The sequence below is a fragment of the Streptococcus sp. Marseille-Q5986 genome (assembly GCF_946902915.1).
Classification (GTDB): Bacteria; Bacillota; Bacilli; order Lactobacillales; family Streptococcaceae; genus Streptococcus.
In genome coordinates, this window is record NZ_CAMPPY010000002.1 from 327,574 (window position 1) to 352,922 (window position 25,349).

32 protein-coding genes, 3 tRNA genes, 3 rRNA genes, 1 other RNA gene and 2 pseudogenes are annotated in these 25,349 nt (G+C 39.4%); 33 read left to right on the forward strand and 8 right to left on the reverse strand.

The features are described from left to right. Positions 1–3: 3 nt before the first annotated feature. Complete coding sequence (gene hpt, locus OVN21_RS05065; protein ID WP_267247547.1) at positions 4–546, forward strand: hypoxanthine phosphoribosyltransferase; 543 nt, start codon at positions 4–6, stop codon at positions 544–546. A 15-nt stretch (positions 547–561) separates the two neighbouring features. Beyond that, a complete protein-coding gene (gene ftsH, locus OVN21_RS05070; protein ID WP_267247548.1) occupies positions 562–2,520 on the forward strand; it encodes an ATP-dependent zinc metalloprotease FtsH in 1,959 nt (652 codons plus the stop codon). Between the two features lie 36 nt (positions 2,521–2,556). Here ftsH and OVN21_RS05075 read toward each other — a convergent pair. Then, positions 2,557–3,428, reverse strand: a pseudogene (locus tag OVN21_RS05075) (ISL3 family transposase); the annotation flags it as partial. 111 nt (positions 3,429–3,539) lie between these two features. Between OVN21_RS05075 and OVN21_RS05080 the strand changes: the two are divergent. From OVN21_RS05080 to ffs, 10 genes are all read left to right on the forward strand, one after another. Then, a tRNA-Glu gene (locus tag OVN21_RS05080) sits at positions 3,540–3,611 on the forward strand. A gap of 230 nt (positions 3,612–3,841) precedes the next feature. Continuing rightward, positions 3,842–5,389: ribosomal RNA gene (locus OVN21_RS05085) — 16S ribosomal RNA — on the forward strand. A gap of 51 nt (positions 5,390–5,440) precedes the next feature. Then, positions 5,441–5,513, forward strand: a tRNA-Ala gene (locus OVN21_RS05090). 121 nt (positions 5,514–5,634) lie between these two features. Beyond that, a 23S ribosomal RNA gene (locus OVN21_RS05095) occupies positions 5,635–8,535 on the forward strand. 76 nt (positions 8,536–8,611) lie between these two features. Further along, positions 8,612–8,727, forward strand: a 5S ribosomal RNA gene (gene rrf / locus OVN21_RS05100). Together the 16S, 23S and 5S rRNA genes with 3 tRNA genes alongside form the textbook arrangement of a ribosomal RNA operon. A gap of 5 nt (positions 8,728–8,732) precedes the next feature. Continuing rightward, positions 8,733–8,806, forward strand: a tRNA-Asn gene (locus OVN21_RS05105). Between the two features lie 268 nt (positions 8,807–9,074). After that, positions 9,075–9,311: a sigma(X)-activator ComW gene (gene comW / locus OVN21_RS05110; RefSeq protein ID WP_267247549.1), complete on the forward strand. Its 237-nt coding sequence runs from the start codon at positions 9,075–9,077 to the stop codon at positions 9,309–9,311. Positions 9,312–9,547: 236 nt separating this feature from the next. Further along, positions 9,548–10,834, forward strand: a complete 1,287-nt coding sequence (locus OVN21_RS05115; RefSeq protein ID WP_267247565.1) for an adenylosuccinate synthase — start codon at positions 9,548–9,550, stop codon at positions 10,832–10,834. Between the two features lie 199 nt (positions 10,835–11,033). Then, positions 11,034–11,501, forward strand: a complete 468-nt coding sequence (tadA, locus tag OVN21_RS05120; RefSeq protein WP_001110112.1) for a tRNA adenosine(34) deaminase TadA — start codon at positions 11,034–11,036, stop codon at positions 11,499–11,501. 37 nt (positions 11,502–11,538) lie between these two features. Then, positions 11,539–11,624, forward strand: an RNA gene (gene ffs, locus OVN21_RS05125) — signal recognition particle sRNA small type. Positions 11,625–11,709: 85 nt separating this feature from the next. Here ffs and OVN21_RS05130 read toward each other — a convergent pair. The 5 genes and pseudogenes from OVN21_RS05130 to OVN21_RS05150 all read right to left on the reverse strand — a co-directional run. Next, entirely contained in the window at positions 11,710–12,852 is a 1,143-nt protein-coding gene (locus OVN21_RS05130) for a tyrosine-type recombinase/integrase (RefSeq protein ID WP_267247550.1), read from the reverse strand. A 383-nt stretch (positions 12,853–13,235) separates the two neighbouring features. Continuing rightward, positions 13,236–14,132 (reverse strand): Abi family protein, encoded by an 897-nt coding sequence (locus tag OVN21_RS05135; protein WP_267247551.1) that lies wholly within the window; start codon positions 14,130–14,132, stop codon positions 13,236–13,238. A gap of 185 nt (positions 14,133–14,317) precedes the next feature. Beyond that, complete coding sequence (locus OVN21_RS05140) at positions 14,318–15,082, reverse strand: hypothetical protein (RefSeq protein ID WP_267247552.1); 765 nt, start codon at positions 15,080–15,082, stop codon at positions 14,318–14,320. 1 nt (position 15,083) lies between these two features. Beyond that, positions 15,084–15,890: an XRE family transcriptional regulator gene (locus OVN21_RS05145; RefSeq protein ID WP_267247566.1), complete on the reverse strand. Its 807-nt coding sequence runs from the start codon at positions 15,888–15,890 to the stop codon at positions 15,084–15,086. 105 nt (positions 15,891–15,995) lie between these two features. Beyond that, positions 15,996–16,184, reverse strand: a pseudogene (locus OVN21_RS05150) (helix-turn-helix domain-containing protein); the annotation flags it as partial. 162 nt (positions 16,185–16,346) lie between these two features. Here OVN21_RS05150 and OVN21_RS05155 point away from each other — a divergent pair. The 4 genes from OVN21_RS05155 (at position 16,347) to OVN21_RS05170 (ending at position 17,294) form a co-directional block, all read left to right on the forward strand. Beyond that, a complete protein-coding gene (locus OVN21_RS05155; RefSeq protein WP_007285158.1) occupies positions 16,347–16,493 on the forward strand; it encodes a hypothetical protein in 147 nt (48 codons plus the stop codon). Positions 16,494–16,566: 73 nt separating this feature from the next. Next, positions 16,567–16,701, forward strand: a complete 135-nt coding sequence (locus tag OVN21_RS05160; protein WP_267247553.1) for a hypothetical protein — start codon at positions 16,567–16,569, stop codon at positions 16,699–16,701. Positions 16,702–16,788: 87 nt separating this feature from the next. Further along, complete coding sequence (locus OVN21_RS05165; protein ID WP_267247554.1) at positions 16,789–16,977, forward strand: helix-turn-helix domain-containing protein; 189 nt, start codon at positions 16,789–16,791, stop codon at positions 16,975–16,977. A 131-nt stretch (positions 16,978–17,108) separates the two neighbouring features. Beyond that, positions 17,109–17,294 carry a helix-turn-helix domain-containing protein gene (locus OVN21_RS05170; protein WP_267247555.1) on the forward strand — a complete coding sequence of 62 codons (186 nt, stop codon included), beginning with the start codon at positions 17,109–17,111 and terminating at the stop codon, positions 17,292–17,294. A 113-nt stretch (positions 17,295–17,407) separates the two neighbouring features. Here the strand turns inward: OVN21_RS05170 and OVN21_RS05175 are convergent, their stop codons facing one another. Further along, complete coding sequence (locus tag OVN21_RS05175; protein WP_267246853.1) at positions 17,408–17,890, reverse strand: hypothetical protein; 483 nt, start codon at positions 17,888–17,890, stop codon at positions 17,408–17,410. A gap of 57 nt (positions 17,891–17,947) precedes the next feature. On the opposite strand from OVN21_RS05175, the gene OVN21_RS05180 reads away from it, so the two are divergent. The 4 genes from OVN21_RS05180 (at position 17,948) to OVN21_RS05195 (ending at position 19,879) form a co-directional block, all read left to right on the forward strand. Next, complete coding sequence (locus OVN21_RS05180) at positions 17,948–18,823, forward strand: DUF3102 domain-containing protein (protein WP_267246854.1); 876 nt, start codon at positions 17,948–17,950, stop codon at positions 18,821–18,823. Further along, a complete protein-coding gene (locus OVN21_RS05185; RefSeq protein WP_267246855.1) occupies positions 18,820–19,230 on the forward strand; it encodes an ORF6C domain-containing protein in 411 nt (136 codons plus the stop codon). Before OVN21_RS05180 ends, OVN21_RS05185 begins: the two co-directional genes overlap by 4 nt. 33 nt (positions 19,231–19,263) lie before the next feature. Beyond that, positions 19,264–19,479, forward strand: a complete 216-nt coding sequence (locus OVN21_RS05190; RefSeq protein ID WP_267246856.1) for a hypothetical protein — start codon at positions 19,264–19,266, stop codon at positions 19,477–19,479. 136 nt (positions 19,480–19,615) lie between these two features. Then, positions 19,616–19,879, forward strand: a complete 264-nt coding sequence (locus OVN21_RS05195; RefSeq protein ID WP_222861492.1) for an HTH domain-containing protein — start codon at positions 19,616–19,618, stop codon at positions 19,877–19,879. A 339-nt stretch (positions 19,880–20,218) separates the two neighbouring features. Here OVN21_RS05195 and OVN21_RS05200 read toward each other — a convergent pair whose 3' ends face one another. After that, a complete protein-coding gene (locus OVN21_RS05200) occupies positions 20,219–20,461 on the reverse strand; it encodes a hypothetical protein (RefSeq protein ID WP_267246857.1) in 243 nt (80 codons plus the stop codon). Positions 20,462–20,602: 141 nt separating this feature from the next. Here OVN21_RS05200 and OVN21_RS05205 point away from each other — a divergent pair, with 141 nt between their 5' ends. The 13 genes from OVN21_RS05205 (at position 20,603) to OVN21_RS05265 (ending at position 25,183) form a co-directional block, all read left to right on the forward strand. Beyond that, the gene (locus tag OVN21_RS05205; protein ID WP_033675869.1) at positions 20,603–20,779 is read left to right on the forward strand and encodes a helix-turn-helix domain-containing protein; all 177 of its coding nucleotides are present in this window, start codon (positions 20,603–20,605) and stop codon (positions 20,777–20,779) included. A gap of 74 nt (positions 20,780–20,853) precedes the next feature. Then, positions 20,854–21,111: a hypothetical protein gene (locus OVN21_RS05210; protein ID WP_323743920.1), complete on the forward strand. Its 258-nt coding sequence runs from the start codon at positions 20,854–20,856 to the stop codon at positions 21,109–21,111. Between the two features lie 10 nt (positions 21,112–21,121). Beyond that, positions 21,122–21,307: a hypothetical protein gene (locus tag OVN21_RS05215; RefSeq protein WP_267246859.1), complete on the forward strand. Its 186-nt coding sequence runs from the start codon at positions 21,122–21,124 to the stop codon at positions 21,305–21,307. Continuing rightward, the gene (locus OVN21_RS05220; RefSeq protein ID WP_267246860.1) at positions 21,304–21,552 is read left to right on the forward strand and encodes a hypothetical protein; all 249 of its coding nucleotides are present in this window, start codon (positions 21,304–21,306) and stop codon (positions 21,550–21,552) included. Before OVN21_RS05215 ends, OVN21_RS05220 begins: the two co-directional genes overlap by 4 nt. A 16-nt stretch (positions 21,553–21,568) precedes the next feature. Beyond that, positions 21,569–21,712: a hypothetical protein gene (locus OVN21_RS05225; protein ID WP_000196747.1), complete on the forward strand. Its 144-nt coding sequence runs from the start codon at positions 21,569–21,571 to the stop codon at positions 21,710–21,712. A 105-nt stretch (positions 21,713–21,817) separates the two neighbouring features. Continuing rightward, the gene (locus OVN21_RS05230; RefSeq protein WP_267246861.1) at positions 21,818–21,994 is read left to right on the forward strand and encodes a hypothetical protein; all 177 of its coding nucleotides are present in this window, start codon (positions 21,818–21,820) and stop codon (positions 21,992–21,994) included. A 126-nt stretch (positions 21,995–22,120) separates the two neighbouring features. Next, the gene (locus tag OVN21_RS05235; RefSeq protein WP_267247556.1) at positions 22,121–22,594 is read left to right on the forward strand and encodes a siphovirus Gp157 family protein; all 474 of its coding nucleotides are present in this window, start codon (positions 22,121–22,123) and stop codon (positions 22,592–22,594) included. Positions 22,595–22,604: 10 nt separating this feature from the next. Beyond that, positions 22,605–23,228, forward strand: coding sequence for an ERF family protein (locus OVN21_RS05240; protein ID WP_267247557.1), 624 nt, complete (start codon positions 22,605–22,607; stop codon positions 23,226–23,228). Between the two features lie 3 nt (positions 23,229–23,231). Continuing rightward, positions 23,232–23,654 carry a single-stranded DNA-binding protein gene (gene ssb / locus OVN21_RS05245; RefSeq protein ID WP_267247558.1) on the forward strand — a complete coding sequence of 141 codons (423 nt, stop codon included), beginning with the start codon at positions 23,232–23,234 and terminating at the stop codon, positions 23,652–23,654. Between the two features lie 5 nt (positions 23,655–23,659). Then, entirely contained in the window at positions 23,660–23,845 is a 186-nt protein-coding gene (locus tag OVN21_RS05250; RefSeq protein ID WP_267247567.1) for a helix-turn-helix domain-containing protein, read from the forward strand. 76 nt (positions 23,846–23,921) lie between these two features. Beyond that, positions 23,922–24,311 (forward strand): hypothetical protein, encoded by a 390-nt coding sequence (locus tag OVN21_RS05255; protein WP_267247559.1) that lies wholly within the window; start codon positions 23,922–23,924, stop codon positions 24,309–24,311. 12 nt (positions 24,312–24,323) lie between these two features. Then, complete coding sequence (locus OVN21_RS05260) at positions 24,324–24,491, forward strand: hypothetical protein (RefSeq protein WP_267246865.1); 168 nt, start codon at positions 24,324–24,326, stop codon at positions 24,489–24,491. 143 nt (positions 24,492–24,634) lie between these two features. After that, entirely contained in the window at positions 24,635–25,183 is a 549-nt protein-coding gene (locus tag OVN21_RS05265) for a hypothetical protein (protein WP_267246866.1), read from the forward strand. Positions 25,184–25,349 lie beyond the last annotated feature (166 nt).

Consider the following 25,349-nt stretch of genomic DNA (forward strand, 5'->3'; position numbering starts at 1 on the left):
AAAATGTTAGAAAATGATATTAAAAAAGTCCTCGTTTCACACGATAAAATTACAGAAGCTGCTAAAAAATTAGGTGCTCAATTAACCAAAGACTATGCAGGAAAAAATCCAATTTTAGTCGGGATTTTAAAAGGATCGATTCCTTTTATGGCTGAATTGGTCAAACATATTGATACGCATATTGAGATGGACTTCATGATGGTATCTAGCTACCATGGCGGAACAGCAAGTAGTGGTGTGATCAATATCAAGCAAGATATGACTCAGGATATCAAAGGAAGACATGTTTTATTTGTAGAAGATATCATTGATACAGGTCGAACTTTGAAGAATTTACGAGATATGTTTATTGCAAGAGAAGCTGCCTCTGTTAAAATTGCAACCATGTTGGACAAACCAGATGGACGGGTTGTAGAAATTGAGGCAGATTATACCTGCTTTACGATTCCAAATGAATTTGTAGTGGGTTATGGTTTAGATTACAAAGAAAATTATCGTAATCTTCCTTATGTTGGAGTGTTGAAAGAAGAAGTGTATTCAAATTAGAAAGAACAATTTTTAATGAAAAAACAAAATAATGGTTTAATTAAAAATCCTTTTCTATGGTTATTACTTATTTTTCTCCTAGTTACAGGTTATCAGTATTTTAGTACAGGTAGTGTTGCAGGGAAAAGTGAGCAAATTAATTATACAGAATTGGTAAAAGAAATTACCGATGACAATGTAAAAGAATTAACTTACCAACCAAATGGTAGTGTTATCGAAGTTTCGGGTGTCTATAAAAATCCTAAAATAAGTAAAGAAGAAACAGGTATCCAGTTCTTTTCTCCTTCTGCCACAACAGTAGAGAAATTTTCAAGTATTATTCTTCCTTCAGATACTACAGTATCAGAATTGCAAAAACTTGCTTCTGACCATAAAGCGGAAGTAACTGTTAAGCATGAAAGTTCAAGTGGTATGTGGATTAATATTCTTGTATCCATTGTGCCATTCGGTATTCTCTTCTTCTTCCTGTTTTCTATGATGGGAAATATGGGAGGAAATAATAGCCGTAACCCAATGAGTTTCGGACGTAGTAAGGCTAGAGCTGCAAATAAAGAAGATATTAAAGTAAGATTTTCAGATGTTGCTGGAGCTGAGGAAGAAAAACAAGAACTAGTGGAAGTTGTTGAATTCTTAAAAGATCCAAAACGATTTACAAAACTTGGAGCCCGTATTCCAGCAGGTGTTCTTTTAGAGGGACCTCCGGGGACAGGTAAGACGTTACTTGCTAAGGCAGTAGCCGGAGAAGCAGGTGTTCCATTCTTTAGTATTTCAGGTTCTGACTTTGTAGAAATGTTTGTAGGAGTTGGGGCTAGTCGTGTTCGTTCTCTTTTTGAAGATGCAAAAAAAGCAGCACCAGCTATCATCTTTATTGATGAAATTGATGCTGTTGGACGTCAACGTGGAGTCGGTCTCGGCGGAGGTAATGATGAACGTGAGCAGACCTTGAACCAACTCTTGATTGAGATGGATGGTTTTGAGGGAAATGAAGGAATTATCGTTATCGCTGCGACAAACCGTTCAGATGTTCTAGATCCAGCTCTTCTCCGCCCAGGACGTTTCGATAGAAAAGTCTTGGTTGGTCGCCCTGATGTTAAAGGTCGTGAAGCAATCTTGAAAGTTCACGCTAAAAATAAACCTCTAGCAGACGATGTTGATTTGAAACTAGTTGCCCAACAAACACCAGGATTTGTGGGAGCTGACTTAGAAAATGTTCTAAACGAGGCAGCCTTGGTTGCAGCCCGTCGCAACAAATCAATCATTGATGCTTCAGATATTGATGAAGCAGAGGACAGAGTGATTGCTGGACCATCTAAAAAAGATAAAATAGTTTCACAAAAAGAACGTGAATTGGTTGCCTACCATGAAGCCGGACATACCATTGTTGGTCTAGTCTTGTCGAATGCCCGTGTTGTCCATAAGGTTACAATTGTGCCACGTGGACGTGCAGGCGGATACATGATTGCACTTCCTAAAGAAGATCAAATGCTTCTGTCCAAAGAAGACATGAAAGAGCAATTGGCAGGTTTGATGGGTGGTCGTGTAGCTGAAGAAATCATTTTTAATGTCCAAACTACAGGAGCTTCCAATGACTTTGAACAAGCTACACAAATGGCGCGTGCAATGGTCACTGAATATGGTATGAGTGAAAAACTTGGCCCAGTTCAATACGAAGGTAATCATGCTATGTTTGGTGCACAAAGTCCTCAAAAATCAATTTCAGAACAAATAGCCTATGAGATTGATGAGGAAGTTCGTTCATTATTAAATGAGGCACGAAATAAAGCAGCTGAAATTATTCAATCAAATCGTGAAACCCACAAGTTGATCGCAGAAGCATTATTGAAATACGAGACATTAGATAGTACACAGATTAAATCTCTTTACGAAACAGGAAAAATGCCTGAGACAGTAGAAGAAGAATCTCATGCACTATCTTATGATGAAGTAAAATCAAAAATGAGTGAAGAAAAATAAATTGGCTCATTGTCAACTGTAGTGGGTTGAAGTCAGCTAAGATCTAGAAAGGACAAATTTCGTCCTTTCTTTTTTGATATTTAGGGCGATAAAAATTCGTTTTTTGAAGTTTTCAAAGTTCCGAAAACCAAAGGCATTGCGCTTGATAAGTTTGATGAGATTATTAGTGGCTTCCAATTTTGCGTTGGAATAGGGTAGTTGAAGGGCGTTGACAATCTTCTCTTTATCCTTGATGAAGGTTTTAAAGACAGTCTGAAAAAGAGGATGAACCAGCTTAAGCTTGTCCTTAATGAGTCCGAAAAATTTGTCTAGCTCCTTGTTCTGAAAGTGAAAAAGCAAGAGCTGATAGATATTATAGTGGTGTCTCAAGTCTTCTGAATAGCTCAAAAGCTTGTCTAGTATTTCTTTATTGGTTAGATGCATACGAAAAGTAGGGCGATAAAATCGTTTATCACTCAATTTCCGACTATCTTGTTGGATGAGCTTCCAGTAACGTTTGATAGCCTTATATTCATGGGATTTTCGCTCAAATTGATTCATAATTTGAACACGGACACGACTCATAGCACGGCTAAGATGTTGCACAATGTGAAAGCGATCTAGAACGATTTTAGCACATGGAAAAAGCTGTTTAGCTAAGGCATAATAAGGACTAAACATATCCATCGTAATGATTTTCACCTGACAACGAACAGCTCTATCATATTTAAGAAAGTGATTTCGGATGATAGCTTGTGTTCTCCCCTCAAGAACAGTGATGATATTGAGCTTTTCAAAATCTTGCGCAATAAAACTCATCTTTATCTCCCGATTGAAACAGTCACTCCCCTGACTGTTTCAACATACCAAGACATAATCTCGGGAAGACGAGAAAAATCATGTTTAAAACGGAAGTCATTGAGCCCTCTTTTCCATTCTCTTTCTACTATAATTTTACTTTTCAGAATTTCGATAAAGAGGAAAAAAGTTCTTGACAAAGGGGGAAAAGTAGGTATAATAGAAAGAGTTGAAAGGCTCAAGGTCCGTTGGTCAAGGGGTTAAGACACCGCCTTTTCACGGCGGTAACACGGGTTCGAATCCCGTACGGACTATGAGTGTATCGTGGTAGAAAAAAACTTGAAAAAAGTTTAAAAAAACTGTTGACAGAGACAGGGAGCTGTGATATACTAATATAGTTGTCGCTTGAGAGAGTGAGTGACAAAGACCTTTGAAAACTGAACAAGACGAACCAATGTGCAGGGCACTATAACTAAGGTTATAGTACTGAACAATGAAAAAACAATAAATCTGTCAGTGACAGAAATGAGTGAGAACTCAAACTTTTAATGAGAGTTTGATCCTGGCTCAGGATGAACGCTGGCGGCGTGCCTAATACATGCAAGTAGAACGCTGAAGAGAGGAGCTTGCTCTTTTTGGATGAGTTGCGAACGGGTGAGTAACGCGTAGGTAACCTACCTGGTAGCGGGGGATAACTATTGGAAACGATAGCTAATACCGCATAAAATGGATTATCGCATGATAATCCATTGAAAGGTGCAAATGCATCACTACCAGATGGATCTGCGTTGTATTAGCTAGTTGGTGAGGTAACGGCTCACCAAGGCGACGATACATAGCCGACCTGAGAGGGTGATCGGCCACACTGGGACTGAGACACGGCCCAGACTCCTACGGGAGGCAGCAGTAGGGAATCTTCGGCAATGGACGAAAGTCTGACCGAGCAACGCCGCGTGAGTGAAGAAGGTTTTCGGATCGTAAAGCTCTGTTGTAAGAGAAGAACGAGTGTGAGAGTGGAAAGTTCACACTGTGACGGTATCTTACCAGAAAGGGACGGCTAACTACGTGCCAGCAGCCGCGGTAATACGTAGGTCCCGAGCGTTGTCCGGATTTATTGGGCGTAAAGCGAGCGCAGGCGGTTAGATAAGTCTGAAGTTAAAGGCTGTGGCTTAACCATAGTACGCTTTGGAAACTGTTTAACTTGAGTGCAAGAGGGGAGAGTGGAATTCCATGTGTAGCGGTGAAATGCGTAGATATATGGAGGAACACCGGTGGCGAAAGCGGCTCTCTGGCTTGTAACTGACGCTGAGGCTCGAAAGCGTGGGGAGCAAACAGGATTAGATACCCTGGTAGTCCACGCCGTAAACGATGAGTGCTAGGTGTTAGACCCTTTCCGGGGTTTAGTGCCGCAGCTAACGCATTAAGCACTCCGCCTGGGGAGTACGACCGCAAGGTTGAAACTCAAAGGAATTGACGGGGGCCCGCACAAGCGGTGGAGCATGTGGTTTAATTCGAAGCAACGCGAAGAACCTTACCAGGTCTTGACATCCCTCTGACCGCTCTAGAGATAGAGTTTTCCTTCGGGACAGAGGTGACAGGTGGTGCATGGTTGTCGTCAGCTCGTGTCGTGAGATGTTGGGTTAAGTCCCGCAACGAGCGCAACCCCTATTGTTAGTTGCCATCATTTAGTTGGGCACTCTAGCGAGACTGCCGGTAATAAACCGGAGGAAGGTGGGGATGACGTCAAATCATCATGCCCCTTATGATCTGGGCTACACACGTGCTACAATGGCTGGTACAACGAGTCGCAAGCCGGTGACGGCAAGCTAATCTCTTAAAGCCAGTCTCAGTTCGGATTGTAGGCTGCAACTCGCCTACATGAAGTCGGAATCGCTAGTAATCGCGGATCAGCACGCCGCGGTGAATACGTTCCCGGGCCTTGTACACACCGCCCGTCACACCACGAGAGTTTGTAACACCCGAAGTCGGTGAGGTAACCGTAAGGAGCCAGCCGCCTAAGGTGGGATAGATGATTGGGGTGAAGTCGTAACAAGGTAGCCGTATCGGAAGGTGCGGCTGGATCACCTCCTTTCTAAGGATAAGGAACTGCACATTGGTCTTGTTTAGTCTTGAGAGGTCTTGTGGGGCCTTAGCTCAGCTGGGAGAGCGCCTGCTTTGCACGCAGGAGGTCAGCGGTTCGATCCCGCTAGGCTCCATTGGTGAGAGATTACCAAGTAATGCACATTGAAAATTGAATATCTATATCAAATAGTAACAAGAAAATAAACCGAAACGCTGTAGTATTAAAAGAGTTTCTGACTGAAAGGTCAAAAATAAGGTTAAGTTAATAAGGGCGCACGGTGGATGCCTTGGCACTAGGAGCCGAAGAAGGACGTGACAAACGACGATATGCCTTGGGTAGCTGTAAGTAAGCAATGATCCAGGGATTTCCGAATGGGGGAACCCAACAGGTACTACCTGTTACCCATATCTGTTAAGGATGTGAGGAGGAAGACGCAGTGAACTGAAACATCTAAGTAGCTGCAGGAAGAGAAAGCAAAAGCGATTGCCTTAGTAGCGGCGAGCGAAACGGCAGGAGGGCAAACCGAAGAGTTTACTCTTCGGGGTTGTAGGACTGCACTGTGGACTCAAAGATTATAGAAGAATGATTTGGGAAGATCAGCCAAAGAGAGTAAAAGCCTCGTATTTAAAATAGTCTTTGTACCTAGCAGTATCCTGAGTACGGCGGGACACGAGAAATCCCGTCGGAATCTGGGAGGACCATCTCCTAACCCTAAATACTCCCTAGTGACCGATAGTGAACCAGTACCGTGAGGGAAAGGTGAAAAGCACCCCGGGAGGGGAGTGAAATAGAACCTGAAACCGTGTGCCTACAACAAGTTCGAGCCCGTTAATGGGTGAGAGCGTGCCTTTTGTAGAATGAACCGGCGAGTTACGATATGATGCGAGGTTAAGTTGAAGAGACGGAGCCGTAGGGAAACCGAGTCTGAATAGGGCGCATTAGTATCATGTCGTAGACCCGAAACCATGTGACCTACCCATGAGCAGGTTGAAGGTGCGGTAAGACGCACTGGAGGACCGAACCAGGGCACGTTGAAAAGTGCTTGGATGACTTGTGGGTAGCGGAGAAATTCCAAACGAACTTGGAGATAGCTGGTTCTCTCCGAAATAGCTTTAGGGCTAGCGTCGACATAAAGATTCTTGGAGGTAGAGCACTGTTTGGGTGAGGGGTCCATCCCGGATTACCAATCTCAGATAAACTCCGAATGCCAAAGAATTGTGGTCGGCAGTCAGACTGCGAGTGCTAAGATCCGTAGTCGAAAGGGAAACAGCCCAGACCACCAGCTAAGGTCCCAAAATAATTGTTAAGTGGAAAAGGATGTGGGGTTGCACAGACAACTAGGATGTTAGCTTAGAAGCAGCTATTCATTCAAAGAGTGCGTAATAGCTCACTAGTCGAGTGACCCTGCGCCGAAAATGTACCGGGGCTAAAACAATTTACCGAAGCTGTGGATACCTTTATAGGTATGGTAGGAGAGCGTTCTATGTGTGGAGAAGGTGTACCGTGAGGAGTGCTGGAACGCATAGAAGTGAGAATGCCGGTATGAGTAGCGAAAGACAGGTGAGAATCCTGTCCACCGTAAGACTAAGGTTTCCAGGGGAAGGCTCGTCCGCCCTGGGTTAGTCGGGACCTAAGGAGAGACCGAAAGGTGTATCCGATGGACAACAGGTTGATATTCCTGTACTAGAGTATGTAGTGATGGAGGGACGCAGTAGGCTAACTAAAGCAGACGAATGGAAGTGTCTGTCTAAGCAGTGAGGTGTGAATTGAGTTAAATGCTTAGTTCTATAACATTGAGCTGTGATGGGGAGCGAAGTTTAGTAGCGAAGTTAGTGACGTCACACTGCCAAGAAAAGCTTCTAGCGTTTAAACATACTCTACCCGTACCGCAAACCGACACAGGTAGTCGAGGCGAGTAGCCTCAGGTGAGCGAGAGAACTCTCGTTAAGGAACTCGGCAAAATGACCCCGTAACTTCGGGAGAAGGGGTGCTGACTTTAAGTCAGCCGCAGTGAATAGGCCCAAGCAACTGTTTATCAAAAACACAGCTCTCTGCTAAATCGTAAGATGATGTATAGGGGGTGACGCCTGCCCGGTGCTGGAAGGTTAAGAGGAGTGCTTAGCGTAAGCGAAGGTATGAATTGAAGCCCCAGTAAACGGCGGCCGTAACTATAACGGTCCTAAGGTAGCGAAATTCCTTGTCGGGTAAGTTCCGACCCGCACGAAAGGCGTAATGATTTGGGCACTGTCTCAACGAGAGACTCGGTGAAATTTTAGTACCTGTGAAGATGCAGGTTACCCGCGACAGGACGGAAAGACCCCATGGAGCTTTACTGCAGTTTGATATTGAGTGTCTGTACCACATGTACAGGATAGGTAGGAGTCTAAGAGATCGGGACGCCAGTTTCGAAGGAGACGCTGTTGGGATACTACCCTTGTGTTATGGCCACTCTAACCTGGATAGGTGAACCCTATCGGAGACAGTGTCTGACGGGCAGTTTGACTGGGGCGGTCGCCTCCTAAAAGGTAACGGAGGCGCCCAAAGGTTCCCTCAGAATGGTTGGAAATCATTCGCAGAGTGTAAAGGTATAAGGGAGCTTGACTGTGAGAGCTACAACTCGAGCAGGGACGAAAGTCGGGCTTAGTGATCCGGTGGTTCCGTATGGAAGGGCCATCGCTCAACGGATAAAAGCTACCCTGGGGATAACAGGCTTATCTCCCCCAAGAGTTCACATCGACGGGGAGGTTTGGCACCTCGATGTCGGCTCGTCGCATCCTGGGGCTGTAGTCGGTCCCAAGGGTTGGGCTGTTCGCCCATTAAAGCGGCACGCGAGCTGGGTTCAGAACGTCGTGAGACAGTTCGGTCCCTATCCGTCGCGGGCGTAGGAAATTTGAGAGGATCTGCTCCTAGTACGAGAGGACCAGAGTGGACTTACCGCTGGTGTACCAGTTGTCTTGCCAAAGGCATCGCTGGGTAGCTATGTAGGGAAGGGATAAACGCTGAAAGCATCTAAGTGTGAAACCCACCTCAAGATGAGATTTCCCATGATTATATATCAGTAAGAGCCCTGAGAGATGATTAGGTAGATAGGTTAGAAGTGGAAGTGTGGCGACACATGTAGCGGACTAATACTAATAGCTCGAGGACTTATCCAAAGTAACTGAGGATACAAAGTGTGAGGTTTACTTGGTATTTGATAGATATTCAATTTTGAGTAGGTATTACTCAGAGTTAAGTGACGATAGCCTAGGAGATACACCTGTACCCATGCCGAACACAGCAGTTAAGCCCTAGAACGCCGGAAGTAGTTGGGGGTTGCCCCCTGTGAGATATGGAAGTCGCTTAGCTTTTATCCGCCATAGCTCAGTTGGTAGTAGCGCATGACTGTTAATCATGATGTCGTAGGTTCGAGTCCTACTGGCGGAGTACTGACAAAAACGTTCAATCGAACGTTTTTTTATTATATGGCTATTAGTCCGTCTCGCTCCGTCAGGTGAAGTGTATAGATGGGTGGTTATGATTTATAAGTGGGGTAGACAGTTGAAAATCTAAATCTTGGTTTTTGTACCTATAATTACATCTTTATTTTACTTTTAGTTCGTTTAGCTTTAAATTCTTCTTTTATAGGATTTGAAGCTTTTTTAGTTTATATTTTTGTTAGACTAGTGTTAGTAATAAGAAAGGGAATTTTTATATGCTTCAGAAATTTTATGACCGAGCATTTGTCTTTTTGAAACTGGTTGAACAAGAATATGCCTCTTTAGGCCAGAGTTGTGCTGAGTGGGAATCACTTCATCTTCGGTTTTTACTATATTACTTAATCCGATTTAAAATAAAAAGTGATAGGGACTTTTCATTATATCACTTTAAAACAGCTTATCGTCTATATCTAGATACATTCTTGAAAGGAGATACAACTCTTATTCAATAAGAAACTCATAAATCATATATCACGAACAATAATATGTATTGATTTCATATTTTGTAGGATTTTGTTTAAATTTTAAGGATTTGAATCTTGTTATTTACAGAAATTCCAAATCTTTTCTACTGTTTCTTCTTGATAAAAAGGCGATTTTTTCTTATAATAAATTGTAAGATATAATTGCGGGTGAGATTCCTGCCATGTATGTGAGAAAGGAAGAGCCTGAGGGCTCAGACAAGATTATGACTTCAGTTGTTGTTGTAGGTACCCAATGGGGTGATGAAGGTAAAGGGAAGATTACAGACTTCCTTTCAGCGAATGCAGAAGTGATTGCGCGTTACCAAGGTGGTGATAATGCAGGTCACACGATTGTGATTGATGGTAAGAAATTTAAGTTGCACTTGATTCCATCTGGGATTTTCTTCCCTGAAAAAATCTCTGTTATTGGGAATGGTATGGTTGTAAATCCTAAATCTCTTGTAAAAGAGTTGAGTTATCTTCATGAGGAAGGTGTAACAACTGATAACTTGCGTATTTCTGATCGCGCGCATGTTATTTTGCCTTATCATATCGAGTTAGATCGTTTACAAGAAGAAGCTAAGGGGGACAATAAGATTGGTACTACAATCAAGGGAATCGGTCCAGCTTATATGGACAAGGCTGCTCGTGTGGGAATTCGTATCGCAGATCTTTTGGATAAAGACATTTTCCGTGAGCGTTTAGAACGTAACTTTGCTGAAAAGAATCGTCTTTTTGAAAAATTGTATGATAGTAAAGCGATTGCTTTTGATGATATTTTTGAAGAGTATTACGAATATGGTCAACAAATCAAGAAATATGTGACAGATACATCTGTTATCTTAAATGATGCGCTTGATAATGGCAAACGTGTACTTTTTGAAGGTGCACAAGGTGTTATGCTAGATATTGACCAAGGTACCTATCCATTTGTTACGTCGTCAAACCCTGTAGCTGGTGGTGTGACAATTGGTTCTGGTGTTGGTCCAAGTAAAATTGACAAGGTTGTAGGTGTATGTAAAGCCTATACCAGTCGTGTGGGAGACGGTCCCTTCCCAACTGAGTTGTTTGACGAAGTGGGAGAACGTATTCGTGAAGTAGGTCATGAATATGGTACAACAACTGGTCGTCCACGTCGTGTGGGTTGGTTTGACTCAGTTGTCATGCGTCACAGTCGTCGTGTATCTGGTATTACCAATCTTTCATTGAACTCTATCGATGTTTTGAGTGGTTTAGATACAGTGAAAATCTGTGTGGCTTATGATCTTGATGGTCAACGTATTGACTACTATCCAGCTAGTCTTGAGCAATTGAAACGTTGCAAGCCTATCTATGAAGAGTTGCCAGGTTGGTCAGAAGATATCACGGGAGTTCGTAATTTGGGGGAGCTTCCTGAGAATGCGCGTAACTATGTTCGTCGTGTGAGCGAATTGGTTGGTGTTCGTATTTCTACTTTCTCAGTAGGTCCTGGTCGTGAACAAACAAATATTTTAGAAAGTGTTTGGTCATAAGAGATTTTTAAGATTTGTTTAAGATAGGTCGGGTATACTATAGATAGTTACAAGAAGACCTCCTAACTTGTTGTAACAAATATCCTAAACTTTTCTTTTTCATAATAATCTCCCTATAGAGTCACCGCATTCGGTGGCTTTTTTTGTGTTGAGATTCATGATATAATAATAAAATCGATAAGTAGGAAAAGAGAAATTGATGAATTATACAGTTGAAGAAAAAGAAGTTTTTATGAGGGAGGCTTTGAGAGAGGCTGAGATTGCTTTGGAACACGATGAAATTCCAATTGGTTGTGTGATTGTCAAGGACGGTGAAATCATTGGTCGTGGGCATAATGCACGTGAGGAGTTGCAGCGAGCGGTTATGCACGCGGAGATTATGGCTATAGAGAATGCGAACCTGAGTGAGGAGAGCTGGCGCTTGCTGGATTGCACGCTTTTTGTGACCATTGAGCCTTGTGTCATGTGTAGTGGGGCGATTGGGCTTGCCCGTATTCCAAACGTGGTCTACGGGGCTAAAAACCAGAAATTTGGCGCTGCTGGAAGTTTGTACGATATCTTGACAGATGAGCGTCTCAACCATCGTGTAGAGGTTGAAACGGGAATTTTGGAAGATGAATGCGCAGCTATTATGCAGGACTTTTTTAGAAATAGACGGAAAAAATAATTTTGCTTTTAAAATGAATAGGAATGTGATATAATAAATAATGGAGCAACAGTTCTGCGTGAAGTGGGTCAGGGGAGGAATCCAGCAGCCCTAAGCGATTTGAATTGTGTGCTCTTTTTTCGTGCACTTTAAAAATCCTTTAAAATCAACACTTTAAGGGGTTTTTGTTTGTCTTGTATAAGAAAAAGGGGCAGACGAGGGGCACAATTTAAAATTTTATCTTGTCTAACTTGCTAGATATGTCTGATACCATTTTTTGGGTAACGTGAGAATAAATCTCTAGTGTGGTCTTTGAGTCGCTATGCCCTACTCTGTCCATGATAGCAGTCAAGGGGATACCTAATTCAGCAAGTAGGGATATGTGAGAATGTCTAAATGTATGTGTAGTTATGTTTTTTTCTATGCCGATTTTTTGACCATGTCTTTTCAATGCACAAATAACCCGGGCATTTGTTATTGGCTCTCCTAGAGTATTGATGAAAATAAAATCTGTATCAAATCCATTTGTCGCATTTTCTACTATCTGCTCTTTGATGATGTCTAACACTTTTTGAGGTGCTGTTATAACCCTATCAGACTTGATTGTCTTTGGTGTAGTTCTCTCTTTTTGTCTGAAATCGTATGTATGCTTGATGTGAATAGTCTTTTTAGAAAAATCTATATCTTCCTTGTAGTTTAAGGCTGCCAGCTCTCCATACCTCATGCCAGTAAGAAAAAGAACTTTAGCTATTCGGATATACTTTGTAATTCGATAATCACATAGGGCTTCGTCTTTTAAATTTTGGATGAATAACTTAAACTCTTTCTGATCTAAGTATTTGGTATTTTTCTTTCTGAGATCGTCAGTTGTAATTACCTTTCTAGGCATTTCAACAAATAGCATTTCATTTGTATCAATATAATTCATTCTGATAGCGAATTTCATTATCTGATTGAGCTTGAACTTGATTTTAGAAACATAGTTATGAGACCTTCCATCTTGTAATAGCTGATCTATCACTTTTTGTAATAATCGTCTATCAATATTTCTAACTAGGTAGTCGCCCTCTATCTGCTTTAAAATCTCTTTTTTTACATTTTTTGAAGCATAGACTGTTGAATTTTTAACACCATGTTTCCAATTTTCCTCAAATTCCTCATATAGTTTTTCAAAAGTTATATCAGAAACAAAATGTTGTTTTTCTCCTAACTTTTGTTTTATCTTTTCCTGCAACAAGATGGCGGCTTGATTTCTTACTTGTGGAGTTTTCTTCTCCATGGTTACTGAAACTTTTTTTAATTTCTCAGTATATGGATCTTTGTATCTCTCAAAAAATTTATATTTTCCGTTGGGAAGTTCTTCCATCCACATTGTATTTACCTCACTTTTTTGATAAAATGGGATAGTAAAAAGGGCTTTTTAATGCCTTTTACTATACAGGATATCCTCACACTCAAAGATAGCCGTCGGAGAGTGTGGGGATTTTTGAGTTGTTTCCAAAATGGAAACAGTTGTCAGCTCGTCAGATAATAAAATAAGGCGTACCTCTTAGAAGTACACCAGACAAGTTTATCCTTGACGAACAAGGCTTTTTTACATTCTTAGTGTATTTCTTTTTTTAATTTCTGTCAAACGTCAACTTATTCTTGATTAAAAAAGAAAAAGTCAACAATAGAGAATTGCTGACTTTTTCTATAAACCCAATTGTGTGAGCCAAGGGCGAACCTTGTTTCTGTATAACGATAATATCATTATTACTTCAAAAAGTCAATGCATTTTATAAAAATAGATTCAAAAAATTTTTTTATTCTAAATTCGGACTTATTAAATGTAGGAGCGTTCTGTGAATATTTCTCAACAATTAAATCAGCTTCAATCAGTCGTCTCTGGTTTAGTTCATCGGAACATAATTTTTTATGAAGATAAAATAAATTGATGATGTCAATGATTTTTGGATAATGAACTAAGGCAAGATTTATCTTCATTGTACTTGCATAAGATTTTGTTTTAGGATCTGGTTGCTTTATGTGATCAGCACCGTCAAAAAGATTTATTAAAAAAACATTATTATGAGCGCAAGAATTTCTAATATTTTTAATCAATTTGTGTTGAGTAGTATACAGAGGGTCTGTTTTCAGCTCTGACTTTTTTATATATAAATCAGCAAGCGTAGTAAAATCACCATAACTTACAATTTCTAAAAATACCCAAATAGATAAATCTGTTCTTTTTTGAAACATATCTTTTTTATATTTATTTAAGCGAAATTGTTCAATTGTATTTGAAAATTTTTCAGGGTATTCATTTTTAAATTCTTCAATTATAGAGTAACCGTCTTCTTTGTCGTCCTCTGTAAGAAGTGTCATAAACTTTGTTTTTAATGAATGTTCTACATCTAAACACATTAATAATAATAGTTCACGTAACCGAACATCTAAAGAAGCGCAAATCGTTAAATCTAAGAAATCTAAGTTATCGTACTTTCCTTTGGGATTTTTAGGGAAATTTTTTCTGTAACTAGTGATTTTATAGTAGTAACTTCTGTTTTTAAGGTAATCAATAAGTTGGTCTTTAGAATGGTTTTCAATAGTAATATTTTTTTCTAAAATTTTTTCGTACAAATCTTCAAAATTGGATTTAGGTTTTTCCATTCTTTCCTCCTTTCTACTACATGCCAACTATTTCCAAAATGGAAACAGTTGCTAGATAAAAAGAAAAGTAGCCGTATCAAATACGGCTACCATCACGTTATGGATCTAAAATCCAAATGTAAACTTTATGGATCTAAACTCCTAATAGCTGTATTGTAATATAATTATTAAGAAATGTCAAGAGATTAGAAAAGGTATAATTCTTTTAACTTTTCGTTAATTTTGTCCAATGTGTTATCAGATACTTTCATTTTTCCGATTGGATCTAATCTATTTTTCTTTAAAATTCTATCTTTGCTGATTGTTTGAAGGTTATTACACTTGGCATAAGAACGCTTAATGTATTTTTTGTAGTATTGAGTTAATTCAATAATGTCAGTTATTTCTGATTGTGTCCGTTTAAGGTGGTCATCGTCTATTATCTTAGGTTGAATTATTTCGTTTGAAAATTGTTCTGTATAAGCTTGGTAGACATCCGATAAGGCAGTTTCAGTAATTGCATTATTGGAATCTAAATATTTTAGGTAGGCAAATAGTTCTTTGTGTAATTTTTCAACATATTCATCAAGCAAAATAGAAGGATATTCCGCAATGACTTCGTCTATGAGTACAGTATCTATTTGATTTTTAGATGTTAGAGGAATTACTGTAAGTGTTTTTTTATAGGGACTATCTACTTTGTCTAAGACAATAGCCCAATGATTATTTGATAATTCTCCGCCTATATTTACACCGAACTCTACGAATATCAGAGAGCCACGACTGAATTTCCAATATTTTCTTTTTTGAGTCTTAGCTTCAAATAAGAATTGTTCAGATTGTCTTTTAACTGCTGGTGCAAGAAATCGGTATTTAGAGGATGTATGTTTTGCTTTACCAAGTTTATAGAGTTTTTCAACTTCTATGTAGTTTTGTTTGGTTTGTTCAAAATATGGATTTTCTTTGTTCATTTTATCCCCCTCTATATACTCCGACAACTGCATAGATCTTGATGTGTGTGTCTTCGGCTGGTGGGAAGTCTAGGATGATGTCTTCATACTTGTCATTGAGCGATACGAGGCGTAAGCGTCCGTTTTCGGTATAGATCTTTTTGAAGTAAGAACGGTCTCCGTATGCAATCACTGCCAGGTCTCCATTATAGGTAGTCAATCCTTTGTCTACCAAATAGAGAATGTCTCCGGCTTGGTAGTCAGGTTGCATGGAATCTCCACTTACCTTAGTCGCTATATCGTGGCGTGGTGGTTGCTCGTCAACCTCTATATTCTCTCTGTCTGTATCGTCGTAACCAAATCCGTAGTTAAATCCGCAAGCTGCTGCCGTCTCAGAAACAACTTCAACTTGATACAAGCTGACAATTTCCTCCGATACTTCGTTTTTCTTCGTTTCCTCTTCGTTTTTCTGTCGATAGATGCTGCCGTTTGCTTTTTGGCTCTCCAGAAGCTCCTCAGAAGTCCGTAGGACGATTTTTTTATTATCTGGGGTTAATTGTACCACCTTGTCCGTTATCTGCTGTGTGAGCAAATCTGGGGACGCTGTGGGGGTTATATCTTTACCGTGTAGAATATAATCTGTTGTTGTGTTGAAAAGTGCTGCTAATTTCGCTAATTTAGCACCAGTTGGCAAATTTTTTCCATTTTCCCACTTAGACACCGTTGTATCTGATTTATACCCTAAGTAATCAGCTACTTCTGTTTGTTCTAAATTATTTGCCAAACGTAATTCTCTAATTCTATGCGATATATCTTGTATATTTTCTATCTTGTCAGTTGTTTGCTGTGTAAGAAAATCTGAGTATGCTGAAAGAGTAGTAGAGTTTGAAATGAGTTGGTTGTCATCTAATTGAGAAACCAAAATATCAAAATCCATATTCATAGCCGAAGCGATATTTTGTAATGTCTCTAATGAAGGAGAAATTGGTTTTTTAGTATTTGGATTTTCACCTTTCTCTAGCATAGAAATATATCCCTTGCTTTTCCCTGCTAGTTCAGCGAATTTTTCCATTGATAATTTATGGGTGCTTCTATATTCTTTTATAATTGTACCTATTCTCATTTTATACCATTCCTCCTGTTGTTTAATATATTTTACAAAAAAATCAAAAAAAAATCAAATTTTTTGTTTAATCCGCTTGACAACGATTGTTTAATCTGTTAAACTATAAGTGTAAGGTTGATAGGGCGACCAAAACCTTGCAAATAATCAGGAGGTAAAGATATGTTAGAACAAGGTGTTATATTAGCTTTAGCAATCAGTTTCTTGCTTGACAAGCATGTTGAAAGACAGCATAAGAAAGCAGAAATAGAGAAACTAAAGCAAGAAATAAAAAAACTAGCTCTCGAAAATAAGAAAGCTAGTAAATAACCCAATCAAGTTAGGCTAGGGGCGAAAGCCCCAGCTGATACTTGTAAATCTATCATATCACAAAAAAAGCATTATGACAATACTAAATATCATTTATGCTGGTCTAATCGTTGCTTTCTTGTGGTCTTCTTATCAGGATTACAAGATTCAAAAGGAATTTAAGAAAGTTTCAACGGAAAAGCAATTATTAGAAGATACTATCTCTTGAATGTATAAGCTGGTTTTTATAGACCAGCTTATACAAAAGATAAAAAGTTTAATAAATTAAACAAATAGTGTATATAAGGAGGGTAAATTGATTGGTAAGAAAATAAAGCAACTGAGAGAAAAACAAGGCTTATCTCAAGATGAACTTGCTGAAAAATCAGGAGTTTCAAGAATGACAATTACATACTTAGAAACAGGTGCTACTAAAGACGTAAAGTTAGGAACTTTAAATAAAATAGCAGTTGGCTTGGATGTTGCTTTGAAAGATTTTATGTAAATAAAATGTTTAATGAATTAAACTGGTCAAGAAGGTCAAACTTTTTCAAAATCGATAGAATTAATTCTATCAAAACTGTTGACAAGTACCAACAGTTTTGAAAAGACCTATCAGTAGAAAGGAAGAAGTCAATGTATGGAGCGAAAATGAGGGAGCTGAGAGCTGCTCAAAAGCTGGGCTTGCGTGAGCTTGCTAAGCGAACCTTGATAGACTACACGACCTTGTCACGTATAGAGAACGACCTGAAGGCGGTGACGCTGTCGCAGGCGGTGGTGATTGCCAAGGCGCTAGGGTGTAGAGTGGAAGATATGTTGTAGGAGGAAGGAGAAGGGAATGAACGAACTAGAAAGAACAGCCCTCAACGAGATATTGAGGACCGTGACATATATTGCTGAGGAGAAAGGGGGAGAGGAGAATGGTAGAGCCTTTCTTAATTGGCTTTGTTTTCGGTAGTTTTCTGTGCTACATTGTCGCTAGTCTGATAGGTGCTGTATTGGACTTTAAACTTCAGAAGTGGCAACAACAAAGCGATAAAAGCAATCCAACCCGTAAGGATTGAAAACTGTAATTCTGTGAGAGTCAAGGTAGCGACAGCTATCACTGCAGTCGCTAAACCTACAGATGAAATGTAAGTTGTGATTTGTGTATAAACTTTATCAGGTATCAATTTTCTATTTCGTCCACATGAAATACAGTAATAAATTGAACCGAAAAATATAAAGCAAAGAATAAGAACGAATACAATAGCAAGGATTCTTTGTTCTGTAAAAGCTTTCAAGAAATCTGTTAACAGTGAATCAGAAATAGGATAGAAGGTAGTAAAAAGGTGAAATCCTACGATAACTGTCGAAATCGGAACTAGGACACCATATAAGACGATTTCCTTTAGATAGTGAAAAAATGACGATTTCATTATTCTCCTCCAGTCGTTTTTATTTTAATTATATCAAATTTAGAAAGGAATTAGAGAGTGAATGAAATAGCTTTATCAAACAACCTCAATCAGATTGAACTAGAAATCAATCATCACAAACAAATTGCAGGGCAGTCAATTTGGGAAATCGGCAGACGACTGAAACATGTCAAAGAACGTAATCTTACCCACGGTCAATTTGGAAGTTGGGTAGAGAGTATAGGAATTGCTAGAACAGAAGCAAGTAGATTTATAAAAATAGCTGAAGAGATTCCAAATTTGGGCACGTACACAAATTTGGGGACAAAGGCCCTTTATCTCATTGCAACCCTTCCAGCAGAAGAGAAACAGGCTCAAATTAACAGGATTGAGCAAGGGGATAACCCAACAGTCAGAGAGTTGCAAGATTTGAAATTAAAATTTTCTGCAGCTAAAAGAAAAATAATGGAACTGCAAAAGGGGGAAGAACAGACTAGGGAAATCGTGAAAGAAGTTCCTGTTATGCCGGCGGACTATCAGGAAGCCCTCCAGAATCATCAAAAACTAGAAGAGCGTGCTAAGTCTGCAGAGGAGAGGAATGCTTTTCTTGAAGCGCAATTGAAAGACCTGTACGCTCAACGTGCAGAAGTGGATGAAAAATCGAACAAGTACGATGAATTGACAAAAGCCATCCAGCAATCCCAAGGGCAGTTGGACGACTACCAGAAAAAAATCGCAGCCTACAAGAATATCCTTAGCCTTATCCAGAAAGGGAATGATTTTCTTGCTAATATGGGCGGTCTCATCTACGCAGATGAAGAAAAAGTTTTACATGCGGACGGGGTAGCTGGTCAGGAATTTGACAGTTTTGTCAATCGAGGTATCCGATTCTTTAACGATTTACAAGCAATCAGAAAGAAAGACAAGCAAATCTTGGAAGGAGAAATTTTATGACGCATGAAGTGGTTTCAAGTCAACCGAGCGAACTGACTCAAGAGGATATCTTGATACAAGTTCTACAAACTCAAAAAGAATTAAAGCAAAATCAGGAAGTATTGGCAGGAGATGTTGATTATCTAAAAAATGAGCAACCGGTCAACCCATCCATTTGTTTAGAGCTTGAAAATTTAAGAAAAGTGAAAGTCATCACGGCTCTTGGCGGTAAGGATAGTCAAGCGTATAAAGACCGCTCTTTTGCCAGCAAGGTCTTTCGTCAGGCGGCTAAAGACTTTAAAGAATTCTTTAGGATTCCACGGTATGACCTACTGAAGAAAAAAGACGAAGAAAAGGCTTTTAATTACTGGAAGTCATGGGAACCATCACATAATACCAAGATGGAAATTAAGACCATAAATGGGTAAAGGCTAAGCAATTTAGAGAAGGAGATAGTAAAGATGCAACCAGGGAAAGGAAGACCAGTAAAAAAGAGCAGCCGTGGGGTTCGCACGGTCGCAATCTCAGATGAACTATTTGAGGATTTATATGAGCTAGCTCAAGGAAGTGGAATACCAATCAGTCAAGCGGCGGATTATATCTTTAAAAATGGACTGAAAAATGTCCGCATAGAGACGGAAACAGTCACCAGAAAACGCTTGGTGTTTGAAGATTAGGAAGGAGAAATCATGCTAGATTTTAAGAACTTGGAAGCTCAGCTCATCTTTCAAAAATCCAATTAACGATTATACTTCTGTCAGCAATGATTTTCTTAAAGATTCGAACCTAGAGCCTGCTTCTATCGGTATCTTGATGGTAGTACTCAGCAATAAAGAAAACTGGATTGTCTATCCAGAAGAAATTGCAAATCGTTTAGGAGTGAGTCGGGATATGGTAGATAGGCATTTCAAGAAGATAGAGAAGGCTGGTTATCTCAGAACTTTTAAAAAAAGTCTTGGACGAGGTAAAGGAGTTCAGACCTTTCGCTTCTTCTCAGATGTCAAAATTACCGATTCTCAATTTGAGATGATGCTGGAGAGATTGGAGAAGGGATTACAAAAGTTATCCACAGAATAGTAGTTACATTTCCTTATTTTACAAATCTGTATTTTACAAATCTGTATTTTACAAATCAGTAAAATAAGGCACTAATAAGTATTAAATAACAACAAGTATTAACTAACAATAAATATTAAAAGACAACCAGTCCTACTTCTATTAATAAATAAAAAAAGAGAAATTTAAAATTTCAAATTTAGGACTTTGCAAAAATGGGAAAGGAGAAAGAAATGAGACCAAAACGATATCCGTATAGCGGGAAAAAAGAGTCCACCTTTGTAAAGGCAGACCCTGAGTTAGTTCAAAAAATACTGATAGATTCAAAAAGTCTGACAACAACTTGGGATACAAATAAAATTAGTTGTCGATCTTTAGAAGCCCAAGTTCTAGCATGGAATTTACCAAAGCAATAATGGCGCTTTTAGAAGTTGATTTTGACACATATTCAATAATGTTGACAATATGTTGAGCTTGTTCAGTATTGATACCGAGATCTAACGAATTTAATTCAGTCACAACGTAGTCTACTAGTTGATTGTTTGAATTAAAATTTTGATCTATGTGTTTCGAGACAACTTCCATAAATTTATTAGAATCCATATTACATCTCCTTTCTATTGGAATTTTGACTAAAACGTGAGAGGTCTTAGTCAAGAATGATTATAGCATAATCTAAATTAAATAACAATATGTAGTGTTTTTATATGTTTAAAACACAATATATTGGGAAAGGAGCAATGTGTGTGGAAGAAGTTTAAGCATTTGTTGATTGAAAAAGGGATGACACAGAAGGCATTAGCTGAAAAAGCTGGTATCAGTCCAAATACAATCAGAAATATCAAAACCGAGCGTATTTCTTTTAAGAATATGTGTAAAATCGCTGACGCACTGGAAGTCAGCTTGGATGAACTAAGATAAAACAAAAAGCACCTGACGGCAACCAGGCGCTAATCAAAATTATTCAAGGAAATTATAACATGAAAGGAGCAAAAATGGAAACAGTTCAAATCGTGAGAATTAAAGATGTGATCATCGAGAAGATTTCTGCAAACGATGAAGAACTAGAGCGCATCTTTGGATGTTCAAAACGGCAAGCGGGAGACATGAGACGTGAGATGAAAAAGCTACCTAGCCAACAGAAGCATCTTAGGAATGATGGCCAGCTTGTCACGATTAAAGGTTTTGATGCCTACCTGCAATACAGAGGAAGCCTAGATTGGAAAAAAGAAATGAAAAAAGTAAGAAAATGAGATCAGTAGGATGAACTTTTTAACAAAAATAAAAAACTGGTTGGAAAAAGAAATAAATACTGACTGGATAATCGTAGCTTTGGATTTAAACAGAGCATTGATCGACCTTCAAGAGGAATATCAACAAGCGAATCAGCGTATAGCAGATCTTGAAAGAATCGTAGCAATCTATAAAGAAAAGGAAAACTCAAAATGATGGAATACATTTACCTGGTAACAATCGTTGGAATCATCCTGTGGTCGCTAGTAAATAAACTAGATAACCACGCTGAAATGAAGCAGAAAGAGCGCCAGCGAATGGCAAGTAATGTCGCACGCATGAACTTGAGAAGTTCAGACAAGCAATTTACTTATGATGTAGAACCGCCTGTAGGATTGCGTCCTGAGCCATTAGCCTTACCAGAACCACGAAGAGCACGCTATGCAAAGTATTTGGGATAGAGCAAAGGAGACGCTGATGACTAGAATTGAACTTGAAAACCGTGTATGGCTTTTGGCCAACCACGAAGAAAAAAACGAATTGCTGGATCTTGGGTTAACATCCAAAGCTCGATATGTGAAACGAGTTTTGGAACTCGGGAAGGTGTATGCTCATGTTTGATTATGATAGGGATATCATGCAACCGCCTGAAGAACAAGAGGAACTTGACCCTAGCCGGTACATCTATATTGGATGTGGGCAGTACCGATATGTGGGTGATGAAGTATGATTGAGGAGTTATACGCAGAAATCGACAATTGGCGCTCTGATTATATTCATCTTGCCCAAGAGCTGGGGCAAATCATCAACGAACAACAAGATATTATTTTGAAATTACAAAAGGAAAACAGGCGCTTAAAGCGTGAAAATTGGAATTTGAAGAAGACGAAGGGAAGAAGATGAGCTCTTAGAAGGCTCTAAAATCGCCTGTATTCGATTTTAAGAAGCAGGTATATAAATTATCGAACGAAGAATAAAAAACGGAAATAGACCCCAAATATGAAGAATAAGGGGCATAGGAGAGAAACAATGGCAACACTTTACGAATTGACAGGGCAATTTCTTGATATTTACAACTTGGAGTTGGACGAAGAAACAAAACGAGACACCTTGGATTCCATTGATTGGGAAACTGAGTATGAAACCAAGGTAGAAAACTATATCAAGGTCATGAAGAACCTTGAAGCGGACATTGAGGCTCGTAAGAATGAAATTAAGCGCTTGATGGAGCTAAACAAGGCAGACGAGAAGAAGAAAGAACACTTGAAAGATACACTTTCAGCAAGTATGAGTCTGACAGGGCATGAACGTGTTGATACACCACTTTTCAAGGTATCATTTAGAAAATCTCAAGCCGTGGAGGTAGACGAAGCAGTCTTGCCAGAAGATTACAAGGTAGCGACTTGGAAAGTGGATAAGAAACGCTTGAAAGAGGACTTGAAGAAGGGACTTGAAATCATTGGTGCAAGTTTGGTTGAACGTAAAAACTTAAGTATCAGATAGGGGTCAAGATATGAAAAAATCAGAAACATTAACAGAGTTCAGCAAGGCTTTTGCGAAAACTCAACAAGAAATGAAACAACCCTTAAAAGATGCTAACAATCCATTTTTTAAAAGCAAGTATGTACCGCTTGAAAATGTGGTAGAAGCTATCACAGAGTCAGCAAGCAAGAACGGCTTATCATTCACACAGTTTCCGTCAAGCGATGAAGCTGGGAATGTAACGGTTGGGACACTAGTGATGCATAGCTCAGGCGAATGGATTGAATATGATCCAATCAAAATGAAGCCAGTTAAAAACGACCCTCAATCAATTGGGTCAGCTATCACTTACGCTAAACGCTACGCATTATCTGCTATTTTTGGAATAACAAGTGACCCAGACGATGATGGGAATGAGGCTACGCAAACAAAAAAGCAAGCACCAGCGAAGAAAAAAGATGATCCTGTTATCTCAGTTGAGAAGGCAAACTACTACTTGAAAGAAATTGCTGCTATTTCTACTGAAAAAGGCAGAGAGGATGGCTCTATCGTTAAATGGTTCTTGAACCATCTTGGAGTGGTTGATTATAAGATGATTAAGCAGTCGCAGATTGAAGATGCGGATCTGCTTTTGGATAAATTGAAAGGAAAATAGAGAATGTTGAATAACGTCGTATTAGTTGGTCGTTTGACCAGAGACGCAGAATTGCGTTACACACAGTCAAATGTGGCAGTTGCTACGTTTACCCTTGCAGTAAATCGCACCTTTAAAAGTGAAAATGGAGAGCGTGAAGCTGACTTTATCAATTGCGTTATGTGGCGTAAGCAGGCTGAAAATCTTGCTAACTGGGCTAAAAAAGGCGCTTTGATTGGAATCACTGGACGTATTCAGACTCGGACTTATGATAACCAACAAGGTCAACGTGTCTATGTGACAGAAGTGGTTGCTGAGAATTTCCAGCTTATGGAATCTAAGAAAGATGGTAGTCAACAAACAGTTGGTAACCAGGACCAGCAAGCACCGAGTTTCGCGAGAAATTCAAATCCGATGGATATTTCGGATGATGATTTGCCATTTTGAGTGTTTTGTATGAACAGACTAAAAGAATTAAGACAAGAAAAAAGCTATCTCAAAAAGAAATAGCAAAAGAAATGAGCATATCAGAAAAGACTCTATCACGCTGGGAATATGAAGGCAATCCATTGGAACGACTAGAAAGCTTAGTTGATGAACTAAAGGAGCACAAGGACTTGTTAGGAGTTCTGGATTAGTACACAGCTTTTGATTTAGCTAATGACATTCTTGCAATAGCAAGTGTAGAAAAAGTTAGGTGCTTAGGGAGGTTGAATGCAGGAGAGATTGATTCTTAAATTTGAGTTAAACAGGAAGCAGATGATTAACTCAAACGATAGACCACACTTTCATCAAAAGGCTAAAATTACGAAGTTCTTACGGCAGTTAGCTGCATACGAGGGCAACAATGTACTGAGAGATTACTTTGGCTTGCCTTACAGCGAGGACAAGCCTTGCAAGGTTAAGGTTCGGATATATCCTCCGACCAATCGGAAGTATGACCCACCGAACTGGTCACCAACGAGCAAGGCTTTGTTTGATGGTTTGACGGACGCTAAGATTTGGACAGATGACAATTACAATGTGATAGTATCGACTGAGTTCATGCACGGTGGCAAGTCCGGAAATAAGAATTATAGGATTGAGCTGGAGATTTACGAATAGGAGGTAAGAAACATGGTTGGAGTAACCTATAAGGAAATTCATCTCTTTGTTGAATTTTTGAAAGAGCAGTATGGGCAAGGGCGTCCAGACTATATTGAAGCCCTGAACGACTTAGACGGTCTGGTGGAAGCCACCTATAGAGAAGGTATTGAAAGATTTTTAGAAGATGAATTACGATAAACAGACAGTCATTGACGGACTGAAACGCACGATTGAGCAAAACGAAGAGAAGATAATCGAGTATTCGAAGCCGTGCGATTCACGCAAGAGACGGATTCGAGCGCTGGAGCGCGATTTGTTGAAAATATTTTAAAGGAGTTGTAATGGATATTGTCGATTTATACTTAGAGCATGGAGATTTTAGAACAGCTGTACGCTTGAGTGGTCTGCCAATGCACATCGCGCATATCAAATTACGTAAGGCTGGTGTCTTGAAGATTGCTGACAAAATCCAATTTGGCAGTAAAGGAGCTAAGTTAGGCGGACAAGCAGAACAGTTGTTTCAGACTTTAGTACCTGACGCTGTTGATGCCAATGCGCTTTTCAAGAAAAATAATCCTGTCTATGATTTTGTTTTTAAAAATATGACGATTGATGTGAAATACAGTTCGTTATATTCAGGCGGAAAGTCAAATCATTGGGGGATTAGGTGCAAAGGTGAGCAAGATTTCATAGTTGCATTTTTGGAAAGAGAACAAGGTACAGGTATTGACAGTCCTTATTGCCTCTTGCTTCCAATGGATTTTGTAGATATGAAGCAGATGCATATATCGCCTAATGGCAGTTGGTTCAAAGAGTTTCAAGTAGAACCAGAAGAGTTACGAGGAATTTTAAATGATTATGCAGAACTAAGAGAAAAAGGGCAGTTTTGAGGATAAATAGAAAGATGAGGTGATGTTGTGTTATGACGTTCGTGGAACACAATAACCGTCAGAAAGCTAATAAATTTGCTGAGTATGTGACAGGGAAGCCTTTGCGAGAATACTTAGCAAAGAAAGTGAAGCAGTATTGCGGTGAGAATGTATCTGTCTTTGATGG

Excerpts from the sequence above, each read along its gene's own strand:
- hpt (WP_267247547.1), top strand. The coding sequence starts at position 4 with ATGTTAGAAAATGATATTAAAAAAGTCCTCGTTTCACACGATAAAATT.
- ftsH (WP_267247548.1), top strand. The coding sequence starts at position 562 with ATGAAAAAACAAAATAATGGTTTAATTAAAAATCCTTTTCTATGGTTA.
- comW (WP_267247549.1), top strand. The coding sequence starts at position 9,075 with ATGCTTCAGAAATTTTATGACCGAGCATTTGTCTTTTTGAAACTGGTT.
- OVN21_RS05115 (WP_267247565.1), top strand. The coding sequence starts at position 9,548 with ATGACTTCAGTTGTTGTTGTAGGTACCCAATGGGGTGATGAAGGTAAA.
- tadA (WP_001110112.1), top strand. The coding sequence starts at position 11,034 with ATGAATTATACAGTTGAAGAAAAAGAAGTTTTTATGAGGGAGGCTTTG.
- OVN21_RS05130 (WP_267247550.1), bottom strand. The coding sequence starts at position 12,852 with ATGTGGATGGAAGAACTTCCCAACGGAAAATATAAATTTTTTGAGAGA.
- OVN21_RS05135 (WP_267247551.1), bottom strand. The coding sequence starts at position 14,132 with ATGGAAAAACCTAAATCCAATTTTGAAGATTTGTACGAAAAAATTTTA.
- OVN21_RS05140 (WP_267247552.1), bottom strand. The coding sequence starts at position 15,082 with ATGAACAAAGAAAATCCATATTTTGAACAAACCAAACAAAACTACATA.
- OVN21_RS05155 (WP_007285158.1), top strand. The coding sequence starts at position 16,347 with ATGTTAGAACAAGGTGTTATATTAGCTTTAGCAATCAGTTTCTTGCTT.
- OVN21_RS05160 (WP_267247553.1), top strand. The coding sequence starts at position 16,567 with ATGACAATACTAAATATCATTTATGCTGGTCTAATCGTTGCTTTCTTG.
- OVN21_RS05170 (WP_267247555.1), top strand. The coding sequence starts at position 17,109 with ATGTATGGAGCGAAAATGAGGGAGCTGAGAGCTGCTCAAAAGCTGGGC.
- OVN21_RS05175 (WP_267246853.1), bottom strand. The coding sequence starts at position 17,890 with ATGAAATCGTCATTTTTTCACTATCTAAAGGAAATCGTCTTATATGGT.
- OVN21_RS05185 (WP_267246855.1), top strand. The coding sequence starts at position 18,820 with ATGACGCATGAAGTGGTTTCAAGTCAACCGAGCGAACTGACTCAAGAG.
- OVN21_RS05190 (WP_267246856.1), top strand. The coding sequence starts at position 19,264 with ATGCAACCAGGGAAAGGAAGACCAGTAAAAAAGAGCAGCCGTGGGGTT.
- OVN21_RS05195 (WP_222861492.1), top strand. The coding sequence starts at position 19,616 with ATGGTAGTACTCAGCAATAAAGAAAACTGGATTGTCTATCCAGAAGAA.
- OVN21_RS05200 (WP_267246857.1), bottom strand. The coding sequence starts at position 20,461 with ATGGATTCTAATAAATTTATGGAAGTTGTCTCGAAACACATAGATCAA.
- OVN21_RS05210 (WP_323743920.1), top strand. The coding sequence starts at position 20,854 with ATGGAAACAGTTCAAATCGTGAGAATTAAAGATGTGATCATCGAGAAG.
- OVN21_RS05215 (WP_267246859.1), top strand. The coding sequence starts at position 21,122 with ATGAACTTTTTAACAAAAATAAAAAACTGGTTGGAAAAAGAAATAAAT.
- OVN21_RS05220 (WP_267246860.1), top strand. The coding sequence starts at position 21,304 with ATGATGGAATACATTTACCTGGTAACAATCGTTGGAATCATCCTGTGG.
- OVN21_RS05225 (WP_000196747.1), top strand. The coding sequence starts at position 21,569 with ATGACTAGAATTGAACTTGAAAACCGTGTATGGCTTTTGGCCAACCAC.
- OVN21_RS05230 (WP_267246861.1), top strand. The coding sequence starts at position 21,818 with ATGATTGAGGAGTTATACGCAGAAATCGACAATTGGCGCTCTGATTAT.
- OVN21_RS05235 (WP_267247556.1), top strand. The coding sequence starts at position 22,121 with ATGGCAACACTTTACGAATTGACAGGGCAATTTCTTGATATTTACAAC.
- OVN21_RS05240 (WP_267247557.1), top strand. The coding sequence starts at position 22,605 with ATGAAAAAATCAGAAACATTAACAGAGTTCAGCAAGGCTTTTGCGAAA.
- ssb (WP_267247558.1), top strand. The coding sequence starts at position 23,232 with ATGTTGAATAACGTCGTATTAGTTGGTCGTTTGACCAGAGACGCAGAA.
- OVN21_RS05255 (WP_267247559.1), top strand. The coding sequence starts at position 23,922 with ATGCAGGAGAGATTGATTCTTAAATTTGAGTTAAACAGGAAGCAGATG.
- OVN21_RS05260 (WP_267246865.1), top strand. The coding sequence starts at position 24,324 with ATGGTTGGAGTAACCTATAAGGAAATTCATCTCTTTGTTGAATTTTTG.
- OVN21_RS05265 (WP_267246866.1), top strand. The coding sequence starts at position 24,635 with ATGGATATTGTCGATTTATACTTAGAGCATGGAGATTTTAGAACAGCT.